This window comes from Kordia aestuariivivens, assembly GCF_014397005.1.
GTDB classification, from domain to species: domain Bacteria; phylum Bacteroidota; class Bacteroidia; order Flavobacteriales; family Flavobacteriaceae; genus Kordia; species Kordia aestuariivivens.
Genome location: NZ_JACGWS010000005.1, coordinates 123,203 through 146,227, shown reverse-complemented (window position 1 = coordinate 146,227; position 23,025 = coordinate 123,203). Strand labels below are relative to the sequence as shown.

Here is a 23,025-nt window from a genome sequence, read left to right as displayed (position 1 = left end):
TTTTAGAATATCAAAAATTATCCTATGGGATACTTCCACAAACTCCTTCCGAACAATGAATTGTTGGACACCATATTACCGTTATAATAACACATGTTGGGCCAACAGAACTCGCTGCTCCGCCACCATTTATGCTATTTACAGAAAGTTTTGAGACTTTTTCTTTTTTAAGAAGTAAGCTTTTAAGATTTCGTTTCTTCATGATTTATGATTTTGAAGTTAATAATAAACCAAGAGTACGCCATCCTAATAAGACTAAAAAACAAGACATGTGACTATTTATAAATTCTCACGATCAGTGAATAGTGATTCATTTTTTGTTTCAAGAAGCAGTTTCTGATTTAAAGACAGCCAAACGATTTGTCCAATATTGGCTTTGCTCCCATCTTTTTTCCAAATCATAATGTGCGATTAATTTGTGCAAATACGCCTGAAACGCATTTTCTACCACATAGCGATACACATCCAATGCTTCTTGTTTTCCGTGTAGAAAATCTGCCACAGCATGTCCGCCATAAAATCCAGATGCCAATGCAGATGTAATTCCATACGAAGATATTGGATCAAAAGAATATGCAGCATCACCAACTGCTAACCAGTTTTTCCCAAACGGAATTTGCAAACAACTAGTACCAGCAGGCATTATTTTAGTGCTTTCTATTTCAATATTTTGAATCGTTTTTGAGAGATGAATGGTATTTTGTAATTCGTCTTGAAGAAATGTTTTTAAGTTTTCCTTAGCGGGAATGAGCTCTTTGAGTGTAAAAAACATCATTGTGACTTCATTTTTAGCAAAAGGCGCTACATACCACCAACCATTTTCAGTGGCTTCTACACTAATTTCATGTGGAATTTCTGATGATAGTTTCACGTTAAACGTGATGGCAAACTGTGTATCTAAATTTTCTTTTTGAACGCCTAAATGTCTACAAACCGATGCTTTTCTGCCAGTTGCATCCACAATAAAACTACTTTTCAGCGTGATGGTTTCCGCATCGTTTTCAATGGTAGCAATGACTTCTTTTTCGCCAGAAACTACTTTTTTAAGCTTGAAACCACTATAAAATGAAGCATTTGTGTTTTTATACAAGTTTTGCAATTGTGTTTCAAAGTGCAATCGATCTAACAAAAAACCAGGTCCCAATCGGTCAGCAATGAATTCTTTTTCTTCCAAACGATCGCTTCCCCAACAACTTTTATTTCCGTAATAGACTGTATGTTTTTTGTTTTCCGCCAAGGATAAAATCCCTAATTGTTTTAGTAAAGGTTTCGCATTTGGTGGAATGGCTTCTCCCGATTTCCGAATTGGTGTTTTATGCGCTTCTACCACACAACAATGAATGCCTTTTGCACACAAAGTAATAGCGGTGGCGATTCCTGCAGGACCGCCACCAACTATAATTGCTTGATATCTATGCTTATCGTTCTCCACGTGAGAATGATCTTCTTTTTCGTTTGCTTTCCGATGATTTATCAGCCGCTTTTGTTGCTTGTAATAAACGTTTCGCTTTCACTTTTTCGTCATCTTCAATAGTTTCTGCTCTTAATACTTGCGCAAAAGTTGCATCAACTTCATCAGTATGGAAATCACGTCCTGTTTCTTTCCAAACTACATCTGGCAAGAAACCTTGTTCATTATTTGAAGCGTCATCTTCCGTTTTTGTAATGATTCCCAATTCGTGCCATTCTGAAATCATTAAGTTGATTTTCGTTTGGTACACAGTTCCTAAATCACGCAACCAATCTTGACGGTAATCAAAATGTTTTAAACGTTGTGCTATGTTTAGTTTTCCAGCTTGTATGCTGCGTACATAACTATCTTCACTTAATATTTGATTTGGTACACGTGCTGCCCAAAATGATGGCAATGGTAAATAAGTCGTTACATCATAACCAGATAAACAACTTGCTTCATCCGTTTGCCAAGGAACACCTAACCAACGTGTTAATGCGCCTGGTCCACTTTTAGATAATGGTCCATCTTTTCCTAAAGCAATTGCTGGTGAGAGTAAGGGTCCGAAGTTCAATTCGGTTGCTTCGCCTTCTTTGACAACATTTAAGCGATATGGTTTTTTCCACATTTCTTTCACGCGCATTGGCCAAGTAAGCTCAATTCCAGGATGAAAAGGACCGCCTAAGCATTCTTCCATTGGAGCTTGATTTAATGCATTTACTTGCTGTGCTGGTGATAATTCATCAAATGGAACCTGTTTTTGTGGTTTTCCTGTTTTGAAATCACCATTTGCCCATTTTTCTAAACGTGCATATTGTGTGCGTGTGATTGGTAAATCGACAATGGCAATTTTATCATATTCGCCAAATCCATCTCCATAGAATGGTGGTACTTTTTCAGGTGTATATTCGTTAGAATCTGGATTGCGGAACCATTCAAACACACGCGTACGCAATGTTTGCGCACCTGCTAAAGGACTTGCCAATTGTTTTACTAATTCAGGATTTGTAAAGTCTGAAGGAGAATTTTTACCAAATAACATAAAGAAACCTGAGTTTACCCATTGCGTATCGGTCATTCTTCTTAACATTGGATAGATATGTTCCCAGAATACAACTCCTTTCGCTGCAGGATCTGGATAGTTCATTTCACGAATGAATAAGTCTTGAACTACATCATTCATCGTGACAACTCCGTACAGTCCTGGACCAAAGTTTGGTGGCGTTACCGCAACATTTCCAGGTTCAGCTTCAAACTTTTTCCCGTTGATAGTTACCGTAGCACGGACAACTCCATCACAGGTATCATCATGCCAGCCTTCATTGTTTGCGAATGTAATTGCAGGTTTGTTATCTTCTGAAGCGGATTTTCCATCGCCACCAAAAAATAATAATCGACCTTCATCGTCCGTTTCTACATGACCGAGTTTTACTTTTTTACCAAAGAACCGTCCATCATTAAAATTATATTTCTTTCCTTTTTCATTTTTTCCAGTAATGCTTACGGGTGTCGGCGTAATTGCCAATTGTTCTCTATCATCTCCTGTAATGCTTGAATTTCTGTATGCTGAAGGAATTCCTGCGCCGGGTAAATCCAATGCATTGTTAAACATATACCAAGCCGATTTTACATTGGCAACGTCCAAACGCCACTGAATGTTACTTTCTTTCGTTTCTGTAATTTCTCCTAGTGGGTTGCCATTTTTATCAAAAGCATAGATTCTAAAACGTGCAACTTGCTTTTTTACACGTCCTTTTTTGTCTTTGTAGCCGCCTTTAGGCTTAATTTCAACGCCAGGTAAGTCTGGTGCAAAAAAATACTCATCAGAATTCCCTATTCGGGATATTCCAATCGGAGGATAAATAGCTACGCTACTAATTTCGTTTGTGTTCATAGGTTTAAAAGTTGGTTATATAATTTTTTACTTCTATAAAATCTTTATAATTATCAATATCATAAGTTATTGAAGGAATCATTTTAAGAATGTAAAATAGTTTAAATCTATAAGATATACAATGCGTACTTGTACTCGTTTTTTGTTTGTCAGATGAAATTCGAAAAATATTAATTTGGACTACTATTGAGGTTTCAAATTATGCTTATTTCATAATATAAAGAAACCATGCTTGTGATAAAAATTAAGCGTACCTTGCGCATTCAAAAGGAAATGAGGTTTTATCATAAAGATTGTCATTTCACAAACAATTTTTATGTCATTTAAATCATTAGGATTATCTGATGCATTATTACGTGCAATCAGCAAAAAAGGCTATACTGAGCCTTCTACCATTCAAGCAAAAGCAATTCCATTAGTATTAGAAGGTAAAGATGTGTTGGCTTCCGCCCAAACTGGGACAGGAAAAACAGCAGGTTTTACATTGCCAATATTACAATTATTGTCAGAACATCCGCCACAACGCAGAAGACCTATCAGAACGTTAATTTTAACGCCAACGCGTGAATTAGCTGCACAGATATATGCCAACGTACAAGAATATAGTATGTTTTTAGATATTCGTTCTACCGTTATTTTTGGTGGTGTGAATGCAAGACCACAAATTTCAACTTTACGAAATGGTGTGGATATTTTAGTTGCGACACCCGGAAGATTGCTCGATTTGCAAAGTCAAGGAGCATTGTCATTAGCGAAAGTCGAAATTTTAGTTTTAGATGAAGCCGATCGTATGTTGGATATGGGATTTTTGCGCGATATTAAACGTGTACTTGCCTTAGTTCCAAAGAAACGTCAGAATTTATTGTTTTCGGCAACATTCTCAAAAGAGATTAAAACGTTGGCGCAAACTATTTTAAACAACCCTGTTTCGGTGAAGGCAACACCTGAGAATACTACTGCGGAGAAAGTTATTCAGAAAGCATATAGAGTTGATAAACCTCGAAAATCTGATTTGTTAATTAAATTGATTTCTGAAGGCGATTGGAGTCAGGTTTTGGTGTTTACACGAACAAAACATGGTGCTAACCGATTGAGTAAGAAGTTAATTTCTAATAATATTAGTTCGGCTGCCATTCATGGAAATAAAACACAGAACGCTCGTACGAAAGCTTTAGATGGTTTTAAGAAAGGAACCGTTCGTATTTTAGTTGCGACAGATATTGCCGCGCGTGGTTTGGATATTCCATTGTTACCACATGTGGTGAATTATGAATTGCCAAATATTCCTGAAGATTATGTCCATAGAATTGGTCGTACAGGACGTGCTGGTGCAAGTGGAGAAGCAATTTCGTTAGTTTCTGCGGAAGAGTATGATTATGTACGTGGAATTGAGAAATTGTTAGGTCATAAACTAGAATCGGAAGAGATTGAAGGTTTTGAAGCAGATCCAAATTATACACCACCAGAACCAGAGAAACGTGGACAACGACCTTCTCGAAAGCCTAAACAGCAATCAAAAGGAAATTCTGGCAATAGCCAAAGAAATAAAAATTCGAATTCTAATACAGATAGTTCTGCTAAGAAGAAGAAACCGAATTCTAGGAGAAGACGCTATTAGACTACTTTGACTCGTTTCCGCGAAGGCGGAATCTCTTGGAACGCTTCGCTGTTGGACTCTTTGTAAGATTAGATTTTAAATAAAAGAGGCTTTTTGAAAACCTCTTTTATACTTTTCAGATTATCCAAGATCATCCGTAATGATAATGTCTTGTGCGTCTGCTGTTCCACCTTGAATATTGTGTGGATTTTCAATGATTTGTGTTTTGAATTTTTCTAACATGTTTTTGAGTTTTAAATTAATACTAAACATAAAATTAGATTATAAAACATCCAAAAACAAAGAGCTACACCGTTGGTTTATGAATTGAAGGTTGTTGCACTTCAACTTTGCTCAGTGTGAAAGTTGTGAGTTTATGAGAAATTAATTTTAATAGTGAACCAAACGTTTTTTCGAGTAATTTTCGAAGAAAATTGTATCGAGGAACACTTTTTCATCTAATAATTCAATATTTAGCATTTACAAATCTTTAAACGTCATTTTATGAAGCATTAAACCGGAAGCTGGCGCAATGTAATTGACTTCTAGTGTAGAATCTGGCAATAACGAACGCTTGATGAAGTCTACATCGAGTTCGTGTTTTCCTAATAGGATTAAGGTTCCCATCATCATGCGAATTTGATGTCGCTTGAATCCTGCACCTTTTACACGCAATACATAACTATTTTCTGGAAAGAAATTTGCTGTATAGATATCGTTTTTTACAATTTCACACAATTCTATTTCACCTTCTAAAATGGTATGTTCTGTTGGTTTGTAGCAATAGGTTTTTAAGTAGTGATTACCTTCAAAGAGCTTTGCTCCTTTTTTCATCAATTCGAGATCTAAATCACCTAAAACATTGGTCATATAAGGTGCTGCAAACGGATGGTATTTTTCTCCAAATGCAAATAGATAGATATATTCTTTTACTTTCGGATGCTGAATGATGTTGAATTTCTCATCTGTTTCCGTAATCGCTAATGCGCGAATGTCTTGCGGTAAGTTTTGATTGAAAAGCGGTAAAAATTCAGGAATATTAAGCGTTTCATTGTCTAGGAATAATTCAATCGCGATTTCATTTGCTGAAACTTTCGCATCGGTGCGACCAGAAGCTAATAATTTGAAATTTTTATGTCCAAATACATACGCTAATGTACGTTCTGTCATACGTTGCACCGTATTCACTTCAGGTTGTTTTTGCCAACCGTGATAGCGAAATCCTAAGTATTGTAATGTGATGAGATAGTAATAACGTTTTCTTTGCAATTTTTTTATTGTTTTGGTTTTTGGGTTTGCATCTCGACTGCGCTCGATGTGACAGGTTTTTGGTTGTTTGTTTTGTCTAGAAGCTTCTCAATACTGATAAATCAAAACTAATTTAGGTTGTTTTGAATAAGATGAAACTTAAACCAAAAAGCACTAAGGGAATCATCCAGAGTTTCCAAACTTCAGTACCTTTTGTGTTTTCTTTAATGGCATTATTTTTTATCTGCAACAGGCGTTTTCCATTAAAGAATAGCGAATTGAAAATATAGAGTGCAATTCCTGCTAAAATAAAGTATCCTATTGGTGTATAAATATCATAGAATCTCAAAAAACTACTGTTGGTTGCTCGCACTAAAATGATGCATAACACACACAAAAGACCCAAGTGAACTGCTGTAATGTATTGCGTTGCCAACGATATTAGCTTTTGGTGCTTTCGTTTTTTTGGTTGCGATTTGTAACTTAGAATCGCTTTGTAAAATAATTGTTCGAACATGATTTTTTGCTAAAGACAGTACAATGATACTTTAAATTTTGCAGAAAGGATAATTTTGTTGATAGTTGATTACTCGCTTTGCTCGTGGTTTTTTGTTGATTTTTTTATTTGGTTGCTTCGCTCTTCGTTATTTGCTAGTTTATGAGTTGATTTAAGGAAATATCTGCCTCAAAAAGCTACGAGTTATTAATTTACATTTCCTTTATAAGATCTCGATAGTGGAATTTCAATATCAGGATCTAGTGTAATTACAGTACTCGTACGTGATTTGATAAAGTTTTTGTTGATAATATATGACCGATGCACTTTTATGAAATTTGGAGGAAGTAATTTCATCACTGAAGACAATTTATTCCGATCAACAATATTTTTACCATTCACATGAAATTCTACATAATTCCGATCAGATTTTAAGTATTTAATCTCATCCAAATACAGTGTAGTTTTATTATTTAAAACAATATTTTTTCGAGCCACTTTTTCAGCAATAATATGTTTTTCTTCCTCTATTATGGTCACCAATTCCTTGTATTTTTTATTTCGATTAAGGACAATAAATACGGAAATGGATAAAAGCAGAACGATCAGTAAGACAATGAAAAAGTTCTTTTGAGTAAAAGATAAAGAATCGAAAAGTTGTTGGTTTTCAACCTGGAGTTGATTTCGTTCATCCTTAAAATGCAATATTTCAGTTAATGCCTTTTTTTGATTGTTAATGATCTGTTTACTTGTTGCATTCGTATACGCTTTATACTTACGTTCAGCATCTAGGTTAAACCCTGTATAATAAGTGCTTAATGTCTGATACGTTGTATAGATATAGTCTAAATATTGAGCAGTGTCTACTTGCTTTAAATTCAATTCCAATTGTTCTGCATAGTGTTTTGCAGAATCTTTTTGTTTCGTTTTTAAAGCATAATCAAGCAAATAGTTATTCGCATTTAGTGCAACAAAAGGACGTTGTGTTTGGTACGCATAAAACTTGAATTTTGAAATGTATTTTCTATAATCGTTTAAATTATTAGTTGTCTTAGCAATTTCAGATAGATGTTCATATTTCGAAAATACAATCCGAGTATCTTCGGTATCTGAAATGTTTAATAAAATAGCTTTGCTTTTATCATAGCTACGATCATGAATGTAAAATTTGGCCAAATATAGTTGTGAAAAAGGATGCCAATGCAACAAACCATTATCTAGCAAATACGTATCTAAGGCAAGTCCTTTTTGAATAAGTGGGGCTATTTCATCAGAAGTAATTGGGCGTGGTAATAATTGATACGATAAATCAAGTTCCGTAATTCTTGAAGCTGCAATTTCAATACTATCGCCAGTTTTTACGGCAATTTCAACTTCAATCTGGTTATGCGCAATAGCTTTCCCTAGCTCCTATTTGTTTCTATAAAGCAATGCTATTCTACCGATGGCTTCCGTAGCAATTATATAATTTTTTGCAGCATACGCTTCTTCATATACACGATGAAAATCTTTTAAAACACTATCCGCGGGAAGGTTTGTAAAACGGAGTTTATTTTTACTATGCTGTAATTCCAATTTTAAAGACAAAGGATCTCTATACGGAATGTTATTTTTATTGATTAATAAAGTAGCACGATTATACAGTTCAAAAATAAGTGTAGAATCATTTTGATAAGAAGCCTGATCTATTTCACAGATGAGTGCATTCAGTTTTAAGAATTGGCTATCTGATTGTTCAGCGTGTTTCTTTATAGAATCTAAATACTGTAATCGAAGTGTTTCATTGTTTTCAGCTACTGCTTGCTCAAAAAGTTTTGTGTAATGCGTACTTCTCAAGGAATCGTTCCCTATATTTTGTCCATACAATTTGGGAATTCCTATCAAAAAGAAAAGGAAGAAAAAACAATAAATATGGTTCGTTTGTCGATTCACGTAGTTATGTATTATTCTAGCTAAGATAGATACTTTACTAAAAATAGCGCTACTAATCGATTCCAATTACTAGCGCTACTATAGCATTATTCGTTATTTTATAATCAATTTCAGTACAGCCTTCTTGCTTTCTGAGCGTATTTGAACAAAATACATTCCTTGTGCTAAATTAGCAATATCAAGATACATTAAATCTGTTTGATGGTCATTCAGTGTTTTTACAAGATTTCCAGTTAAGTCATAAAGTGATACTTTAATGTCTTTTAAAGATGTATTAAATTTTAATGTTGTTTTTCCTGAAGCAGGATTTGGGCTTAAAAATATTTGTGATGCAAATGATACTTCTTCGATGTTTAATATACTTGGGTTTTGAAAAACTCGTACATGACCAGCATTAGATCCATTGCCATCATTTTGGTTTGCCCCCGAAGCAAATATGCCTCCATTGTTACTAATACTTACAGAACGTCCAAATGTATCTCCTGATGTTTCTGCATCAACATCACTATGTACCTGAGTCCAAGTTCCGCCAATATTTTCAAACACACGAACATGACCAGAACTTAATCCTAAACCATCTCCATCATTGGCAACAGCTCCTATGGCTACGATAGTTCCATCATTATTTAAACTTACCGAACCACCTGCACGATCGCCACTATTTTCCCCGTTAATATCAGCTCCAACTTGAGTCCAAGTTCCGCCACTATTTTCGTAAATTCGTACATGTCCTTGCTGACTGTTGTTTAAAAAAGCGCCAATAGCAAGGATATTGCCTGTACCATTTATGCTTACAGAACTTCCAGATCGATCACCAGCAGCTTCTCCGTCAATATCAGCTCCAACCTGAGTCCAAGTTCCACCAGTATTTTGATAAACTCTTACATGTCCTGCAAAACTGTTATTTCCAAAAGCTCCAATAGCAACAATGTCTCCAGCATCATTAAGACTCACAGATGCGCCAGAAAAGCTATCCATAGTTTCCCCATCAATATCGCTTCCAATTTGCGTCCAAGTTCCTCCAATATTGTTATATACACGAACATGCCCTGCAGTACTACCTGCACCATCATTCAAATCAGCTCCAACAGCCAAGATATTTCCAGAAGCGTTTAGACTGACAGAAATCCCGAAACGGTCTTCAGCAGCTTCTCCGTTAATATCGCTTCCAATCTGTGTCCAAGTTCCACCAATATTTTGATACACACGAACATGTCCGGCATTAGTCGCTGTACCATCATTTCTAGCGGCTCCAATGGCAACAATAGTTCCTGCATCGTTTATGGCTACAGAAACTCCAGATTGATCATCAGGAAATTCTCCATCGATATCATTTCCAATTTGCGTCCAAGCTGGACCAATTTTTTCGAAGACACGTACATGACCAGATAAAGTGCCATTTCCGTCATTTGCAATAGCTCCGATTGCAACAATAGTTCCATTTGCACTAATGGCTACAGCTCCTCCGCTTTCGTCAAAAGAAAATTCGCCATCAATATCGCTGGCTATTTGAGTAAACTGAGCAGACATTAGTATTGGCAGGCATAATAGATATAAAAAAAAGTAAAGTTTTAGTTTCATTTTATTTAGATTTTATAAAGTTTCTAAACAAAACTATCTAAGAAATGTATATCAAATTAGATTAAGGGACGAATAACATAAAAGAGTTGACGAATGAAAGTAACGACCCAAATGGAGTTAAAATAGCTGATTGAAATACGCTTGTAATGGTTTATGAGTTTATGAGTTTATGAGTTTATGAGTTTATGAGTTTATGAGTTTATGAGAAATTACTTTTTTTCAATTTAAAATTTTACATTCAATATTTATAATTTCATACTACTTCTCGCGGCTTTTTAGCACATTCACAATATCATTTAACTTGAAACCTTTTGCTTGTAATAAGATTAAGTAGTGAAATAACAAATCGGCACTTTCGCTTAAGAATAAATCGTCATTATCGTCTTTTGCTTCTATGACAACTTCAACCGCTTCTTCTCCAACTTTTTGTGCAATTTTGTTCATCCCTTTGCGGAATAAGGAAGCGACATAACTTTTTTCATCTTCTTTGTTTTCTTTACGATCTTGAATCGTATTTTCTAATTGGCTTAAAAAACCATACGAAGTTGTATTTTCTTCATTCCAACACGTGTCTGAACCTTTGTGACAGGTTGGTCCAACTGGATTCACTTTGATTAGTAACGTATCGTCGTCACAATCATTTTGAATACTCACTAGGTTTAAAAAGTTTCCACTTTCCTCGCCTTTTGTCCACAAACGTTGCTTTGTTCTACTAAAGAAAGTTACTTTGTTTGTTGCTACCGTTTTTTGATACGCTTCTTCGTTCATGTAACCCAACATTAATACGTTTTTTGTACTATTATCTTGAATGATCACAGGAACTAACCCGTCGTTATTTTTATTGAAATTGATGTTCATTATTTTTTGCTTTTAGCTTCTTGCCGTTGGCTGTTAAGTTAGTTGTTGATTTGTTGTTTGCTCGCTTCGCTATTTGTTTATTCGTTCGTTATGAAAAATACTTTTAAATTTATATTCCTACGTCATTTCGAGTGGTTTTCGGAGAAAACTGTATCGAGAAACTTGATGATTTCAAAGTACTTCCAAATACAATTTTTCTTCATTCCATTCTGAAAAATCACTCGAAGTGACGTTTTTAAAACCTATATTCTAACGTTAATTCCATTACTTTTTAAATTTTCTTTTAACTCAGGAATGCCAATTTCTTTGAAATGAAATACGCTCGCAGCCAACGCCGCATCTGCTTTTCCGTCTATGAATGTGTCTTTGAAATGTTTCATATTTCCTGCGCCGCCAGAAGCTATAATTGGAATGTTTACGATTTCGGATAACTTTGCTAGTGCTTCATTGGCAAAACCATCTTTGGTGCCGTCGTTGTCCATGGATGTGAATAGAATTTCACCTGCGCCACGTTCTGCGACTTCTTTTGCCCAATCGAATAGTTTGATGTCTGTTGGCACTTTTCCACCCACTAAATGTACAATCCATTCGCCATCAATTTGTTTGGCATCAATGGCAACGACAATACATTGATTTCCAAATTTAGCAGCCAATTCATTGATTAATTCAGGTCTTTTTACAGCTGCCGAATTGATCGAAACTTTGTCTGCGCCCGCTTGTAACAAACGATCCACATCTTCCGTAGAAGAAATTCCGCCACCAACTGTAAATGGTATATCTACTTGTGAAGCCACATCTAAGACTAATTTTTGCAATGTTTTTCTACGTTCTTCCGTTGCCGAAATATCTAAGAAAACCAATTCATCTGCGCCTTCATCGGCGTATATTTTAGCCAATTCCACAGGATCGCCAGCATCGCGTAAATTCACGAAATTGATCCCTTTTACCGTGCGTCCGTTTTTGATATCCAAACACGGAATGATTCGTTTTGTAAGCATAATTTTATACTAATTTTTCAAGTTGTTTGAGTGAGATTCTATTTTCGTAAATTGCTTTTCCGATAATGACACCTTCACAACCTAATTCTTTCAATCTTGGCAATTCATCAAACGTGGAAATTCCACCAGAAGCGATTAATTTCAATCGAGAATCACATTCCGCAATGATTCGTTTATACAATTCAAATGATGGACCTTGTAACATTCCGTCTTTCGCAATGTCTGTACAGATTACGTATTGTATGTTCTTTTTGAGGTATTCTTGAATGAAAGGAATCAATTCTTCGCTACTTTCTTCTTGCCAACCGCTAATTGCGACTTTTTCATCCATAGCATCTGCGCCCAAAATGATGCGTTCTCTACCATATTTTTGAATCCATTGTGTAAATAATTCACGATTTTTCACCGCAATACTTCCACCTGTGATTTGCTTTGCGCCACTTTCAAAAGCAATGTGTAAGTCTGCATCCGATTTTAATCCGCCACCAAAATCAATTTTCAGAGTTGTTTGCGCCGCTATTTGTTCTAATACTTTGTAATTGACGATATGTTTTGCCTTTGCGCCGTCCAAATCTACAATATGCACGTATTGAATGCCAGCATCTTCAAATTGCTTCGCAACTTCCAACGGACTTTCATTGTAAATCTTTTTTGTATCATAATCACCTTTGGAGAGTCGGACACATTTTCCGTCGATGATATCTATTGCTGGTATGATTCTCATTATTTCTTTGCTTTTAGCTTTTTGCCTTTGGCTGTTAGTTTTGTTCTTTATCTCGACTGCGCTCGATGTGTTGATTTGTTCGTTTGTTCGTTTGTTTAAAACTTATACCTAATTAGTAGTTCTACGTCATTTCGAGTGAAATTCGATAGAATTTTGTATCGAGAAACCTTATCGTTTCAAAACGCTTCTCGATAGTTCTACTGAGTTTATCGAAGTACAATTTTTCTTCATTTCATTTCGACTTCGCTCAATGTAAAACATTTCTAAAAATCACTCGAAGTGACGTTTCTGACTTCTTACTATTATAAGTTTAGAAAATTTTGCAATAATAAACTCCCTGCTTTACTACTTTTTTCTGGGTGAAATTGAACACCGTAAAAATTATCTTTTTGCAATGCAGAAGCGTATTTTAGTTCATATTCGCTTTCCGCGATCATTTCTGGTGATTTTTCAGCGTAATAACTGTGAACCAGATACATATATTCATTTTCACGAATGCCTTCAAATAAAGGACTGCTCAGGTTTTGAACTGTATTCCAACCAATTTGTGGCACTTTGACACTTTCCGAAAAACGAACGACATCTGTATCAAAAATTCCCAAACCTTCTGTATTTCCTTCTTCAGAAGCATTGCACATGAGTTGCATTCCCAAGCAAATTCCCAAAACTGGTTGTGTTAACGTTGGAATAACTTTATCAAGTTTGCTTTCACGTAATTTTTTCATCGCACTACTCGCCTCGCCTACGCCCGGAAATATCACTTTGTCTGCGTTTCTAATTTCAGCTACATCATTACTCAATATCGCATCAACACCTAATCGCTTGAGTGCAAATTTGATACTTTGTATGTTTCCTGCTCCGTAATTTATGATGACTACTTTCATTAACTGGCTTTTTGCTTTTGGTTGTTAGCTATTGGATTTTGCTGATTTGATCGCTTCGCTATTTGTTCGTTTGTTTGTTTGTTTGTTTTGCGATTGGATTTTTTAATTTAAAATTTAGCATTTTACATTTAGAATTTCCTAAAGCATTCCTTTTGTTGATGGCAAAATCATTTTCTCAACATCACGTTTTACAGCCGCTTTGATTGCTTTTGCAAACGATTTGAAGATCGCTTCAATTTTGTGATGTTCGTTGGTTCCTTCTGCTTTGATGTTTAAATTGGCTTTTGCACCATCTGTAAACGATTTGAAGAAATGATAAAACATTTCTGTTGGCATCTTTCCAATCATTTCACGCTTGAAATCTGCTTCCCAAACCAACCAATTTCTTCCGCCGAAGTCAATGGCTACTTGCGCTAAACAATCGTCCATTGGCAAACAGAATCCGTAGCGTTCAATGCCTAATTTGTTTCCTAACGCTTCCGCGAACACTTCTCCTAGCGCAATTGCTGTATCTTCAATGGTGTGATGTTCATCAACTTCTAAATCACCTTTTACGGTAATATCTAAGTCCAATTGTCCATGACGCGAAATTTGATCTAACATGTGATCAAAAAAGGCAATTCCTGTATCAATGTTCGATTTTCCTGTTCCGTCTAAATTCAAATCGATTTGAATTTTCGTTTCGTTCGTATTTCGTGTCAACGAAGCTTTGCGTTCTTTTGCTTTTAGATACGCATAGATTTCGTCCCAATCATTCGATTCTAAACCAATATATTCATCTAATTCCGAACGTTTTACCGTAATTTCATCTGTTCCCAGAAACGTTTCATCGTTGATGTAAATTCCTTTTGAACCCAAGTTTTTCGCCAATTCGATGTCTGTCAAACGATCGCCAATGACAAATGAGTTTTTCAAATCGTATTCTTCTGAAAAATATTCTGTCAACAAACCTGTATTTGGTTTGCGCGTTGGTGCATTATCTTTCGCAAACGTTCTATCAATTACAATATTATCAAATACAATTTCTTCATTTTTAAGTGATTGCATGATAAAGTTGTGCACTGGCCAAAACGTAGTTTCTGGATATACTTCCGTTCCCAAACCATCTTGATTGGTAATCATCACCAATTCAAAATCGAGTTCGTTGGCAATTTTTCGCAAGGCAGAAATTGCTTTCGGATAGAATTCTAGCTTTTCAAAACTATCAATTTGTTCGTCTGCCGGTTCTTTGATGATCGTTCCGTCACGATCTATGAATAGTACTTTTCTTTTCATAATATTTTTTCATTCCCGCTCTCACTTCGACAAGCTCAGTGACCGCGCTATTTTTTATATTTTACTTTCTTGTGTGAAACTGAATCAAGTTCAGTGTGACGTTTCTATTTGTTTTCGTCATGCTGAACTCGATTCAGCATCACATCATTTTATTATCAGGATTTCGAAATTGCCAACAATTCCTCAATCAGTTTTTTATTTTCAAGTTCCGTTCCAACCGTTAATCGCAAGCAGTTTTCACATAATGGTTGCGTAGTTCGGTTTCGAATTACGACCCCTTTTGCAATTAATTGATTGTAACGTAAGTTCGCATCATCTACTTTAACTAAGATAAAATTAGCATCAGAAGGAAAGATTTTCGTAATGAAATTCACATTTTTCAACGCTTTTGTTAGATAGTCTTTGTTGTTTTGAATTTGCGCAATTTCTAATTGTACACCTTCTTGATCTTGAATACGTTCCAACGCATACGCCTGCGTGAGCAAATTTACGTTATACGGCGGTTTAATTCGGTTTAATATTTCAATAATTGCCAATGAAGCATAACAGATTCCAAGTCTAATTCCTGCCATTCCATACGCTTTTGACAGCGTTTGTGTGATGATAAGATTTGGAAATTCCTCCAATCGATTTAACCAACTTTCCTCTTCAGAAAAATCTATGTATGCTTCGTCTATGACTATAATTCCGTTAAATTCTTTGAGTAATTTTTCAACTGTTGCGTTGTCAAAACTGTTTCCCGTAGGATTGTTTGGCGAACAGAGAAATAGAATTTTACTGTTTTCGTTTGCTGCATTTAGAATTTCGTCCTCTTTTGGTTCAAATGATTCAGAAAGCAATACTTCTTTCGTTTCAATGTCATTAATTCCTGCCAAAACATTGTACATTCCGTAGGTTGGCGGTAATGTAATGATGTTGTCTTTTTTTGGTTCGCAGAACGCTCTAAATATTAAATCGAGAATTTCGTCACTTCCATTTCCTAGTACAATGTTGTTTGGATTACAGTTCTTCACTTCTGCTAGTGCAACTTTTACAGCTGTTTGTTTTGGATCTGGATAGCGATTGACACCATTTTCAAACGGATTTTCGTTCGCGTCCAAAAACACCATTTCGCTTCCCGAAGCTTTGTATTCATCTCTTGCTGATGAATACGGTTTGAGTGTTTTTATGTTTTCTCTGATGAGAGAATTTATGTTGATTGTTTTCATCTGTCTAGCTTTTAGCTGTTAGCTCTTTGCTTTTAGCGCATCTAATCGTAAGGTTACTGCATTTTTGTGCGCTTGTAAACCTTCGGCTTCTGCCATGAGTTCGATAGCATTTCCAATGTTTTGAATTCCTTCTGGCGTGATTTTTTGAAATGTCATACTTTTTTGAAAACTTGCTAGGTTTACACCTGAATAAGCTTTCGCATAGCCGTTTGTTGGTAAGGTATGATTGGTTCCAGATGCGTAATCACCAGCACTTTCGGGCGTGTAGTTTCCAACAAATACAGAACCCGCATTTTGAATTCCGTTGGTGTAGAAGTCTTCATCGTTTGCACAGACAATAAAGTGTTCTGGTCCGTATTCATTAATTAGTTCTAGTGCAATTTGATCATTCTCAACATAAATTAATTTTGAATTGTTAATTGCTTTTGTAGCGATTCCTTTTCGTGGTAAAACTCCTAATTGTGCTTCCACTGCCGATTCTACTTCGTCTAAGAACTTTTTTGAAGTTGTCACTAAAATCACTTGACTGTCCGTTCCGTGTTCCGCCTGACTTAGCAAATCTGAAGCTACAAAACTTGCATTTGCTGTTTCGTCCGCCACAACTAAGAGTTCACTTGGTCCAGCAGGCATGTCAATGGCAACTCCGTATTTAGTTGCTAATTGTTTCGCGACTGTGACAAATTGATTTCCTGGACCGAATATTTTGTAGACTTTGGAAATGGTTTCCGATCCAAATGTCATTCCGGCAATTGCTTGAATTCCGCCCACATTGTATACTTTAGTGATTCCGCATAGTTTTGCTGTGTATAGGATAGCTGGATTTACTTTCCCTTCTTTGTTTGGTGGCGTACACAAGATGATTTCGTCACAACCTGCAATTTTCGCAGGAACCGCCAACATTAAGATGGTTGAGAATAATGGCGCCGTTCCACCAGGAATGTACAATCCGACTTTTTGAATGGCTCTTTTTTCTTGCCAACAGCGAACACCTTTTGTCGTTTCTATTTCAATTTTTGGCGTTTCTTGTGCTTCGTGAAATTTGGTAATGTTCGTTTTCGCTAGTGCGATGGCAGCTTTGAGCTCATCAGAAACGTTCATACTCGCAGCGTCAATTTCAGCTTGACTGACAACAAAATTGTCCAACTTTACATTGTCAAAGAACGAGGTGTATTTTTTGATAGCTTGATCGCCATTTTTTTGCACTTCGGAGAATATTTGCGAAACCGTTGCTTCAATGTCGTCAACAGTTTGCGTTGGTCGCTCCAAAATTGTATTCCAATCTGCTGGTTTTGGGTTGAATATTTTGTTCATTATAGTACCATTTTTTCGATTGGACATACTAGAATCCCTTCTGCGCCATTTTTTTTGAGCTCGTCAATTACGTCCCAAAAGTCTTCTTTTTTGATTACTGAGTGTAGTGAACTCCAACCTTCTTGTGCTAATGGGAGAACTGTAGGGCTTTTTAATACGGGCAATATTTTACTGATAGCGTCAATTTTGTCGTTTGGCGCGTTGAGAAGAATGTATTTTGAAGTTCGTGCTGTGAGTACCGATTGAATTCGGAATTGCAGTTTTTCAAGTACTAATTTTTCTTCTGCTCCAATTTTTGGTGAAACTGCTAATACAGCTTCACTTCGCAACATAACTTCAACTTCTTTTAGATTGTTTTTGAATAGTGTGCTTCCGCTCGAAACTATGTCGCAAATAGCGTCTGCAAGGCCTATGTTTGGTGCAATTTCCACCGATCCGTTGATGATGTGCAATTCAGCATTTACGCCTTTTTCTTTGAGGTATGTTTTTACCGTTTCTGGGTACGAAGTTGCGATTCGCTTGCCTTCAAAGTCTTTTACAGAATTGTAGGTTTCTCCTTTTGGAATGGCAAGTGAGACTTTACATTTGGAGAAGCCAAGTTTTTCTGCAATGGCAATATTTTCACCTTTTTCGATGAGTACATTTTCTCCGATGATTGCGATGTCTACAACACCATCTCTGAGGTATTGTGGAATGTCGCCATTTCTGAGATAGAATACTTCAAGTGGAAAGTTACGCGCGGCAGCTTTGAGTTGATCTTTTCCGTTGTCAATGTAGATTCCGCAATCTTTTAAGAGTTTTAGCGAATCTTCATTTAATCGTCCCGATTTTTGGATAGCAATTTTTAGTTTGTTCATTGGTTTTTTTTTATGCTTGAACACCAAAATTGGGCATAAAAAAACCCGCTTGATGTGTTCAAACGGGTTTTAAATATATTTTAGAATTACTTCAATACATCCTCAGCTCGCTTGATGACAAGTATGAAAATGATGATGATGCAATTGGATAAACGACATTGTTTTTTCTTTGTTTGATGCAAATATAAGTAATATTTTTTATTGCTAACATGTCTTTTTTGAATTTATTTTTTGCCGTTTATCGAAAATATGTGACAATACACTCGTTTTTAGTTTTTTAAATTATGAAATCTTGTGATATCAAAAATGAATTCCTATTTTTAAAATATTAATAGTTAGCCCACCTATGAAACATTTTGTAATTGCTTTTGTATTTTTATGTACATGGCTTTATTTTGGCGTTCGGTATTACGAATGCAGTGTAAAGAAGCTTTGTGAAGTTTCTGAGCCAATTCCGGTTGTTGAACCTCCAAAAGTTGTTGAGAAAAAACCACTTACCTATTTACCTTTTTCAATTGCAAAGAATTCCGAAACTGTCACTATTATTGATAGTATTTCAAACCCTTTACAATCCTTTTTTGATTATTTAAATGCGAATCAGCGAAAAGAGTTAGTGATTACGTCCTTTTTTAGTAAGGATGAAAACGGATCTATTGCAGGTTCTCGCAATGAATCTTTACAGAATGTGTTGAAAGATTTTGGAATTAATCTTGATCGTGTTGTGATGCAAACCAAACAAGGAGATTTTAAGTTTTCGGCAAACGATCAATATGCAAAAGGATTTGCATACGAGTATCAAACGATGTCTGAGGAGCGCATGAAGTCTATTGATAAAGGAATTGCTTCTAAGATTTTGTATGCAGGTTTTGGTTCAAAAACGTTTCAACCTGATAATACATTGAATGCTTACGCGCAAGAATTAAAGAATTATTTAGCAAAACATCCTGATAAACAAGTTGAAATTATTGGTCATACCGATAGTAATGGTGAAGCTGAAGCGAATCAGTGGATTGGAAAAGAACGCGCTAAAAGTGTGATGGAATATTTTGTTTCACAAGGTATTGATCCTTCCAAGTTGACTATTTCTTCTAAGGGTGAAACTTCCCCTATTGCATCAAATGCTACTTTAGAAGGACAACGATTGAATAGACGAATTGAAATTAATATAACTAATTAACTGATTGTATGACACTTATATTTATACAGAACCTTACACCGACTTCTAGTTGGGAATATTTTGTAGTATTCTTGATAGGATTTGGTTGTTTTTTGATTGGATGGATTTTTTCGAAACGCAAGATGAAACGCAAATACGAAAAGTTATTAGCTGATTGTGAATCTGAGAAAACAGAGATTAGTATGGATGTTTCTTCATCGCAAGGTGTGCGCGCTGTGAAAACACGAGAACGTTCAGGAAAAGCTGTGGATTCAAGCGAAACGACACAAATTGATCTTGAGAATTCCCCATTGAATTTTGAGAGTTTTGGTTTTGCCAATCCTTCTCAGAAAGACGATTTGAAACGAATTAAAGGTGTTGGACCATTTATTGAAGAGAAGTTGAATACGATTGGAATTTACACTTTTGAACAGATTAGTCGGTTTTCACCAGAAGATATACAAACCGTTACCGAATTGATTGCCTTTTTTCCAGGACGCATTGAACGCGACGATTGGAAAGGTCAGGCAGGAATTTTGAAGAAAGGTGGCGATACTGATTTTAGCAAGCGATTGAGTACGGATAAGTAGACTGGTTAGACTGGTTAGACTGGTTAGACTGAAAAGTATAAAAAAAGGGAAACAATTATGTTTCCCTTTTTTGTTTTGTGTTATGTTTTATTTTATTGATTTCCAAGAATGATTGGCAACCCACTGTCTCCTGAACCTATAACGATTACTTTGCTATTTGGTGATTCTGATAATTTTAATGTTGCTTCTATTCCTTTGTCTTGTAGAATTTTATCTGTTAAAGATGCGCTTAATATTTTGTTGGCATCTGCTTTACCTTGCGCTTCAATGATTACTTTTTCAGCTTCTTTTGCCGCAGTTACTAATCTGAATTCATATTCTAATGATTCTTGCTCTTGTTTTAGTTTACGCTCAATTGCTTCCTTAATTGTCGGAGGTAATGTTACATCTCTAACTAGTACAGCATTTAATTGAATGTATTGTGGCTCTAGAATTTTTTTGGTTTCTTCAAAAATTTCTGTCTGAATTGCATCACGTTTTGTAGAATATAATTGTTCTGGCGTATACCTACCAACTACACTTCTTGTTGCAGATCTAACCGCTGGTTTAATTACGTCATCTTCATAATTTTCTCCTCTAGTTTGGTGCAATAATGCTACGGTAGCAGTTGTTGCTTGATATAATACAGATGCGTCTAATCTAATTTCTAATCCATTTGAAGATAATACAGCCATTTTTTCTTCAAATAATTCTTGTTGTCTTACATTGTATTTGAATACTTGATTCCAAGGTGCTACAATTTGAAATCCTTCTCCTAAAGGCGCTTCTTCAGTTTCTACTCCACCAATCCACTTATATAATACTCCTCTTTCTCCTGAGCCAATAGTTACTGCTGATTTTGCTATTAGTATAATTAATCCAATGACTACAATTAGTATTGGTATTCCAATTTTTGGTAATTTATCCATCTTGTTATTTGTTTTTATTAAATGAGTCCGTAATATTTTCGTAGAAACCACTCTAATGCAAGACTAATTGCAATTAATGCGAGTAGATATTTCCAATCTATCAAAGATACGACCTTTTCGTTACTTTTCTCAATGGTTTTGAAGCGTTGATCGTTTATTAGTTCAGAAATAATCGCTTGTGAGTCGTTATTGATATGAAATGCCTTTCCGTTTGATTTTGCAGCAATGGCTTGCAATCGTTTCGTATCGGCATTTAAAAATTGCTTTTCAATATCGAATTCTAGTATTTTAAAACTTCCCGATTTGCTGCTATTTTTCCCTTCTGCTCGTACTGTAAAATTATACGATGCTGGCGGCAAGTTGTTTAAATCAACAGTGTAAAACCCGGCATTTAGCAACATTGGATATGTGGTTACTTTTTCGGTGTCTTTGTTTTTGATGATCGCTGTTAGGTTTGCATTCGCATCAAATTCATAGGAAGGATTGAAATATTGTGCTGTGAGTTGAATTTCACGATTTCCATAGTAAAACGATTCGTAACCAACGGTTAAGCGTTCTCGTTTTTTACTGGAAGCTAAGTATTGTATTAGTTTCCCCAGAAATGTATCAAATTCTATAAAGTTTTCTTGCGCCAAGAAACTGTGCGCGCGCCATTTCCAGATATCTTCACCTGCAAGTATTGCAGCTCGTTTGGTATCGTTTGTATACGTTGCTAATAATGCGCCATTGGTTGAAACACCCGAAATTACTTGCGATAGAATGATTTCATGAGCCGTATTAAATTCTACTTCGCCAAAAGCATTTTGTAATGGTGGATAGTCTGAAAAGTCAATATTTTCAATTAGAAAGTTTGTATAGTTGGTGTTTAATTTCCCCTGTACTTCTTCCGTTTCGTCCAAATCATCTTTGTAGAAGTTAGTTTGTACATCATTTAAGAAATTCCAATCGGTTTGTGTTCCTGTAATGGTCAGTGTATTTTTTTCTAATCGATTTACATTTTCATATACTTCCGTGAATTTTCTCGTTGGTTGATAGAGAATAACTAGTTGATAGTCATTTAGTTTACTTGAAGCTTCATTGGGTTTTAAAATATCTACACTTCGCAGTTCGTTACTTTCTAAACTCTTTTTTAACGCTCCTAAATCTGGATGAATCATATCAGCAATTAACGCAATTTTTACTTTTTGATCAATGACTTCCACTGCAAAGTAGCGTGTGTTGTTTTGTTTGTTTTTTTCAGTGTTTAATGGTGTCAGCGTTGCGCGCAATGTTTGTACACCAATTTTTGTTGCTGAAATAGTTAGGTTGACAACTTTTGAATTGTCCGTTGGCGAAAATGTCAATTCTTTACTCGCCAAGCGTTTTCCATCGGAAGTTAGGACTAAGTTTGTCTGAATCGTTTCATTTCCGGTATACGTCGCAATTACTTCTACTGGAAATTTATTTTTTAGGTATGCGTATTTATTCGCGTTAAGCTGATCAATTTTAAGATCAATGTATGTTATTGTATCACCTGCAATGACAGGAAATATTGGTTGTTTTATTTTTGAGGAAAGAAATTGGTAATCATTCCCATAAGTTTGATTTCCGTCTGTTATTAATAGTGTTGGCGCAATCGCATCTTTGTAAAGATTGTTGATGTCTTTTAGCGCTTTGCTAATGTTTGTTTGATGCCCAGAGAAGTTTACAGAGTCACTTTCTTTTAGTTCTCTTGCGAATGTATACGTATCTATTTCAAATTTATCTTGAAGTAGTTTTGAGTTTTTTAAGGCATTTAGTATTTCTAGGACTTTTGCATCATAGCCCAATTCGGTAACTGAAGAAGAATTATCAACCGCAATTGTTAGGATTGGTTTTTCTTCGTAGTAACTTTTTTGTTTAAATTTTGGATTGATGATTAAGAGTAATAAGGCAAATAGGCTTAAAAATCTTAAAAACGAAAAAAGCACTAATTTTTTAGTGCGTTTTTTCGTTTTGTAGTAGTAATGAAATATCGCGACAAGCGCTGATATGAATACTGCTATACAGATATATACAATGATTGTAGTTTGCAAT

At 35.5% G+C, this 23,025-nt stretch carries 21 protein-coding genes; 3 read left to right on the top strand and 18 right to left on the bottom strand.

Annotated features, from left to right (window positions below; genetic code table 11):
• Nucleotides 1-22: 22 nt before the first annotated feature.
• The 3 genes from H2O64_RS09815 to H2O64_RS09805 form a co-directional block, all read right to left on the bottom strand.
• A complete protein-coding gene (locus tag H2O64_RS09815) occupies nt 23-202 on the bottom strand; it encodes a hypothetical protein (RefSeq protein ID WP_187562016.1) in 180 nt (59 codons plus the stop codon).
• Nucleotides 203-322: 120 nt separating this feature from the next.
• Nucleotides 323-1,432 (bottom strand): NAD(P)/FAD-dependent oxidoreductase, encoded by a 1,110-nt coding sequence (locus tag H2O64_RS09810; RefSeq protein ID WP_187562015.1) that lies wholly within the window; start codon nt 1,430-1,432, stop codon nt 323-325.
• Nucleotides 1,419-3,347, bottom strand: coding sequence for a LodA/GoxA family CTQ-dependent oxidase (locus H2O64_RS09805; RefSeq protein WP_187562014.1), 1,929 nt, complete (start codon nt 3,345-3,347; stop codon nt 1,419-1,421). Before H2O64_RS09805 ends, H2O64_RS09810 begins: the two co-directional genes overlap by 14 nt.
• A 316-nt stretch (nt 3,348-3,663) precedes the next feature.
• Between H2O64_RS09805 and H2O64_RS09800 the strand changes: the two genes are divergently transcribed.
• Nucleotides 3,664-4,965, top strand: coding sequence for a DEAD/DEAH box helicase (locus tag H2O64_RS09800; protein ID WP_187562013.1), 1,302 nt, complete (start codon nt 3,664-3,666; stop codon nt 4,963-4,965).
• Between the two features lie 459 nt (nt 4,966-5,424).
• Here H2O64_RS09800 and H2O64_RS09795 read toward each other — a convergent pair whose 3' ends face one another.
• The 13 genes from H2O64_RS09795 to hisG all read right to left on the bottom strand — a co-directional run bounded on the left by H2O64_RS09795 (nt 5,425) and on the right by hisG (nt 18,316).
• Nucleotides 5,425-6,213, bottom strand: a complete 789-nt coding sequence (locus H2O64_RS09795) for a tRNA pseudouridine synthase A (RefSeq protein WP_187562012.1) — start codon at nt 6,211-6,213, stop codon at nt 5,425-5,427.
• Between the two features lie 112 nt (nt 6,214-6,325).
• Nucleotides 6,326-6,709: a hypothetical protein gene (locus H2O64_RS09790; protein ID WP_187562011.1), complete on the bottom strand. Its 384-nt coding sequence runs from the start codon at nt 6,707-6,709 to the stop codon at nt 6,326-6,328.
• Between the two features lie 186 nt (nt 6,710-6,895).
• Nucleotides 6,896-7,864, bottom strand: a complete 969-nt coding sequence (locus tag H2O64_RS09785; RefSeq protein WP_187562010.1) for a LytR/AlgR family response regulator transcription factor — start codon at nt 7,862-7,864, stop codon at nt 6,896-6,898.
• 234 nt (nt 7,865-8,098) lie between these two features.
• Entirely contained in the window at nt 8,099-8,524 is a 426-nt protein-coding gene (locus H2O64_RS09780) for a hypothetical protein (RefSeq protein WP_187562009.1), read from the bottom strand.
• A gap of 189 nt (nt 8,525-8,713) precedes the next feature.
• Nucleotides 8,714-10,201 carry a T9SS type A sorting domain-containing protein gene (locus H2O64_RS09775; protein WP_187562008.1) on the bottom strand — a complete coding sequence of 496 codons (1,488 nt, stop codon included), beginning with the start codon at nt 10,199-10,201 and terminating at the stop codon, nt 8,714-8,716.
• A gap of 258 nt (nt 10,202-10,459) precedes the next feature.
• Nucleotides 10,460-11,059 (bottom strand): bifunctional phosphoribosyl-AMP cyclohydrolase/phosphoribosyl-ATP diphosphatase HisIE, encoded by a 600-nt coding sequence (gene hisIE, locus H2O64_RS09770; RefSeq protein ID WP_187562007.1) that lies wholly within the window; start codon nt 11,057-11,059, stop codon nt 10,460-10,462.
• A 242-nt stretch (nt 11,060-11,301) separates the two neighbouring features.
• Nucleotides 11,302-12,057 (bottom strand): imidazole glycerol phosphate synthase subunit HisF, encoded by a 756-nt coding sequence (gene hisF / locus H2O64_RS09765; protein ID WP_187562006.1) that lies wholly within the window; start codon nt 12,055-12,057, stop codon nt 11,302-11,304.
• A gap of 4 nt (nt 12,058-12,061) precedes the next feature.
• Nucleotides 12,062-12,781 (bottom strand): 1-(5-phosphoribosyl)-5-[(5-phosphoribosylamino)methylideneamino]imidazole-4-carboxamide isomerase, encoded by a 720-nt coding sequence (gene hisA / locus H2O64_RS09760; protein WP_187562005.1) that lies wholly within the window; start codon nt 12,779-12,781, stop codon nt 12,062-12,064.
• Nucleotides 12,782-13,083: 302 nt separating this feature from the next.
• Nucleotides 13,084-13,665 carry an imidazole glycerol phosphate synthase subunit HisH gene (gene hisH, locus H2O64_RS09755; protein WP_187562004.1) on the bottom strand — a complete coding sequence of 194 codons (582 nt, stop codon included), beginning with the start codon at nt 13,663-13,665 and terminating at the stop codon, nt 13,084-13,086.
• A gap of 138 nt (nt 13,666-13,803) precedes the next feature.
• On the bottom strand, nt 13,804-14,940 hold the full coding sequence (hisB, locus tag H2O64_RS09750; protein WP_187562003.1) for a bifunctional histidinol-phosphatase/imidazoleglycerol-phosphate dehydratase HisB: 1,137 nt from the start codon (nt 14,938-14,940) through the stop codon (nt 13,804-13,806).
• Nucleotides 14,941-15,095: 155 nt separating this feature from the next.
• On the bottom strand, nt 15,096-16,148 hold the full coding sequence (gene hisC, locus H2O64_RS09745) for a histidinol-phosphate transaminase (RefSeq protein ID WP_187562002.1): 1,053 nt from the start codon (nt 16,146-16,148) through the stop codon (nt 15,096-15,098).
• An 18-nt stretch (nt 16,149-16,166) separates the two neighbouring features.
• Nucleotides 16,167-17,459 (bottom strand): histidinol dehydrogenase, encoded by a 1,293-nt coding sequence (hisD, locus tag H2O64_RS09740; RefSeq protein ID WP_187562001.1) that lies wholly within the window; start codon nt 17,457-17,459, stop codon nt 16,167-16,169.
• Complete coding sequence (gene hisG, locus H2O64_RS09735; RefSeq protein WP_187562000.1) at nt 17,459-18,316, bottom strand: ATP phosphoribosyltransferase; 858 nt, start codon at nt 18,314-18,316, stop codon at nt 17,459-17,461. Before hisG ends, hisD begins: the two co-directional genes overlap by 1 nt.
• A gap of 346 nt (nt 18,317-18,662) precedes the next feature.
• On the opposite strand from hisG, the gene H2O64_RS09730 reads away from it, so the two are divergent.
• Both H2O64_RS09730 and H2O64_RS09725 read left to right on the top strand, forming a co-directional pair.
• Complete coding sequence (locus H2O64_RS09730; protein ID WP_187561999.1) at nt 18,663-19,493, top strand: OmpA family protein; 831 nt, start codon at nt 18,663-18,665, stop codon at nt 19,491-19,493.
• A gap of 122 nt (nt 19,494-19,615) precedes the next feature.
• Nucleotides 19,616-20,062 carry a hypothetical protein gene (locus H2O64_RS09725; protein ID WP_187561998.1) on the top strand — a complete coding sequence of 149 codons (447 nt, stop codon included), beginning with the start codon at nt 19,616-19,618 and terminating at the stop codon, nt 20,060-20,062.
• 92 nt (nt 20,063-20,154) lie between these two features.
• Here the strand turns inward: H2O64_RS09725 and H2O64_RS09720 are convergent, their stop codons facing one another.
• The gene (locus tag H2O64_RS09720) at nt 20,155-20,970 is read right to left on the bottom strand and encodes a prohibitin family protein (protein ID WP_187561997.1); all 816 of its coding nucleotides are present in this window, start codon (nt 20,968-20,970) and stop codon (nt 20,155-20,157) included.
• Nucleotides 20,971-20,987: 17 nt separating this feature from the next.
• Entirely contained in the window at nt 20,988-23,024 is a 2,037-nt protein-coding gene (locus H2O64_RS09715) for a VWA domain-containing protein (RefSeq protein WP_215907146.1), read from the bottom strand.
• Between the last annotated feature and the right edge of the window lies 1 nt (nt 23,025).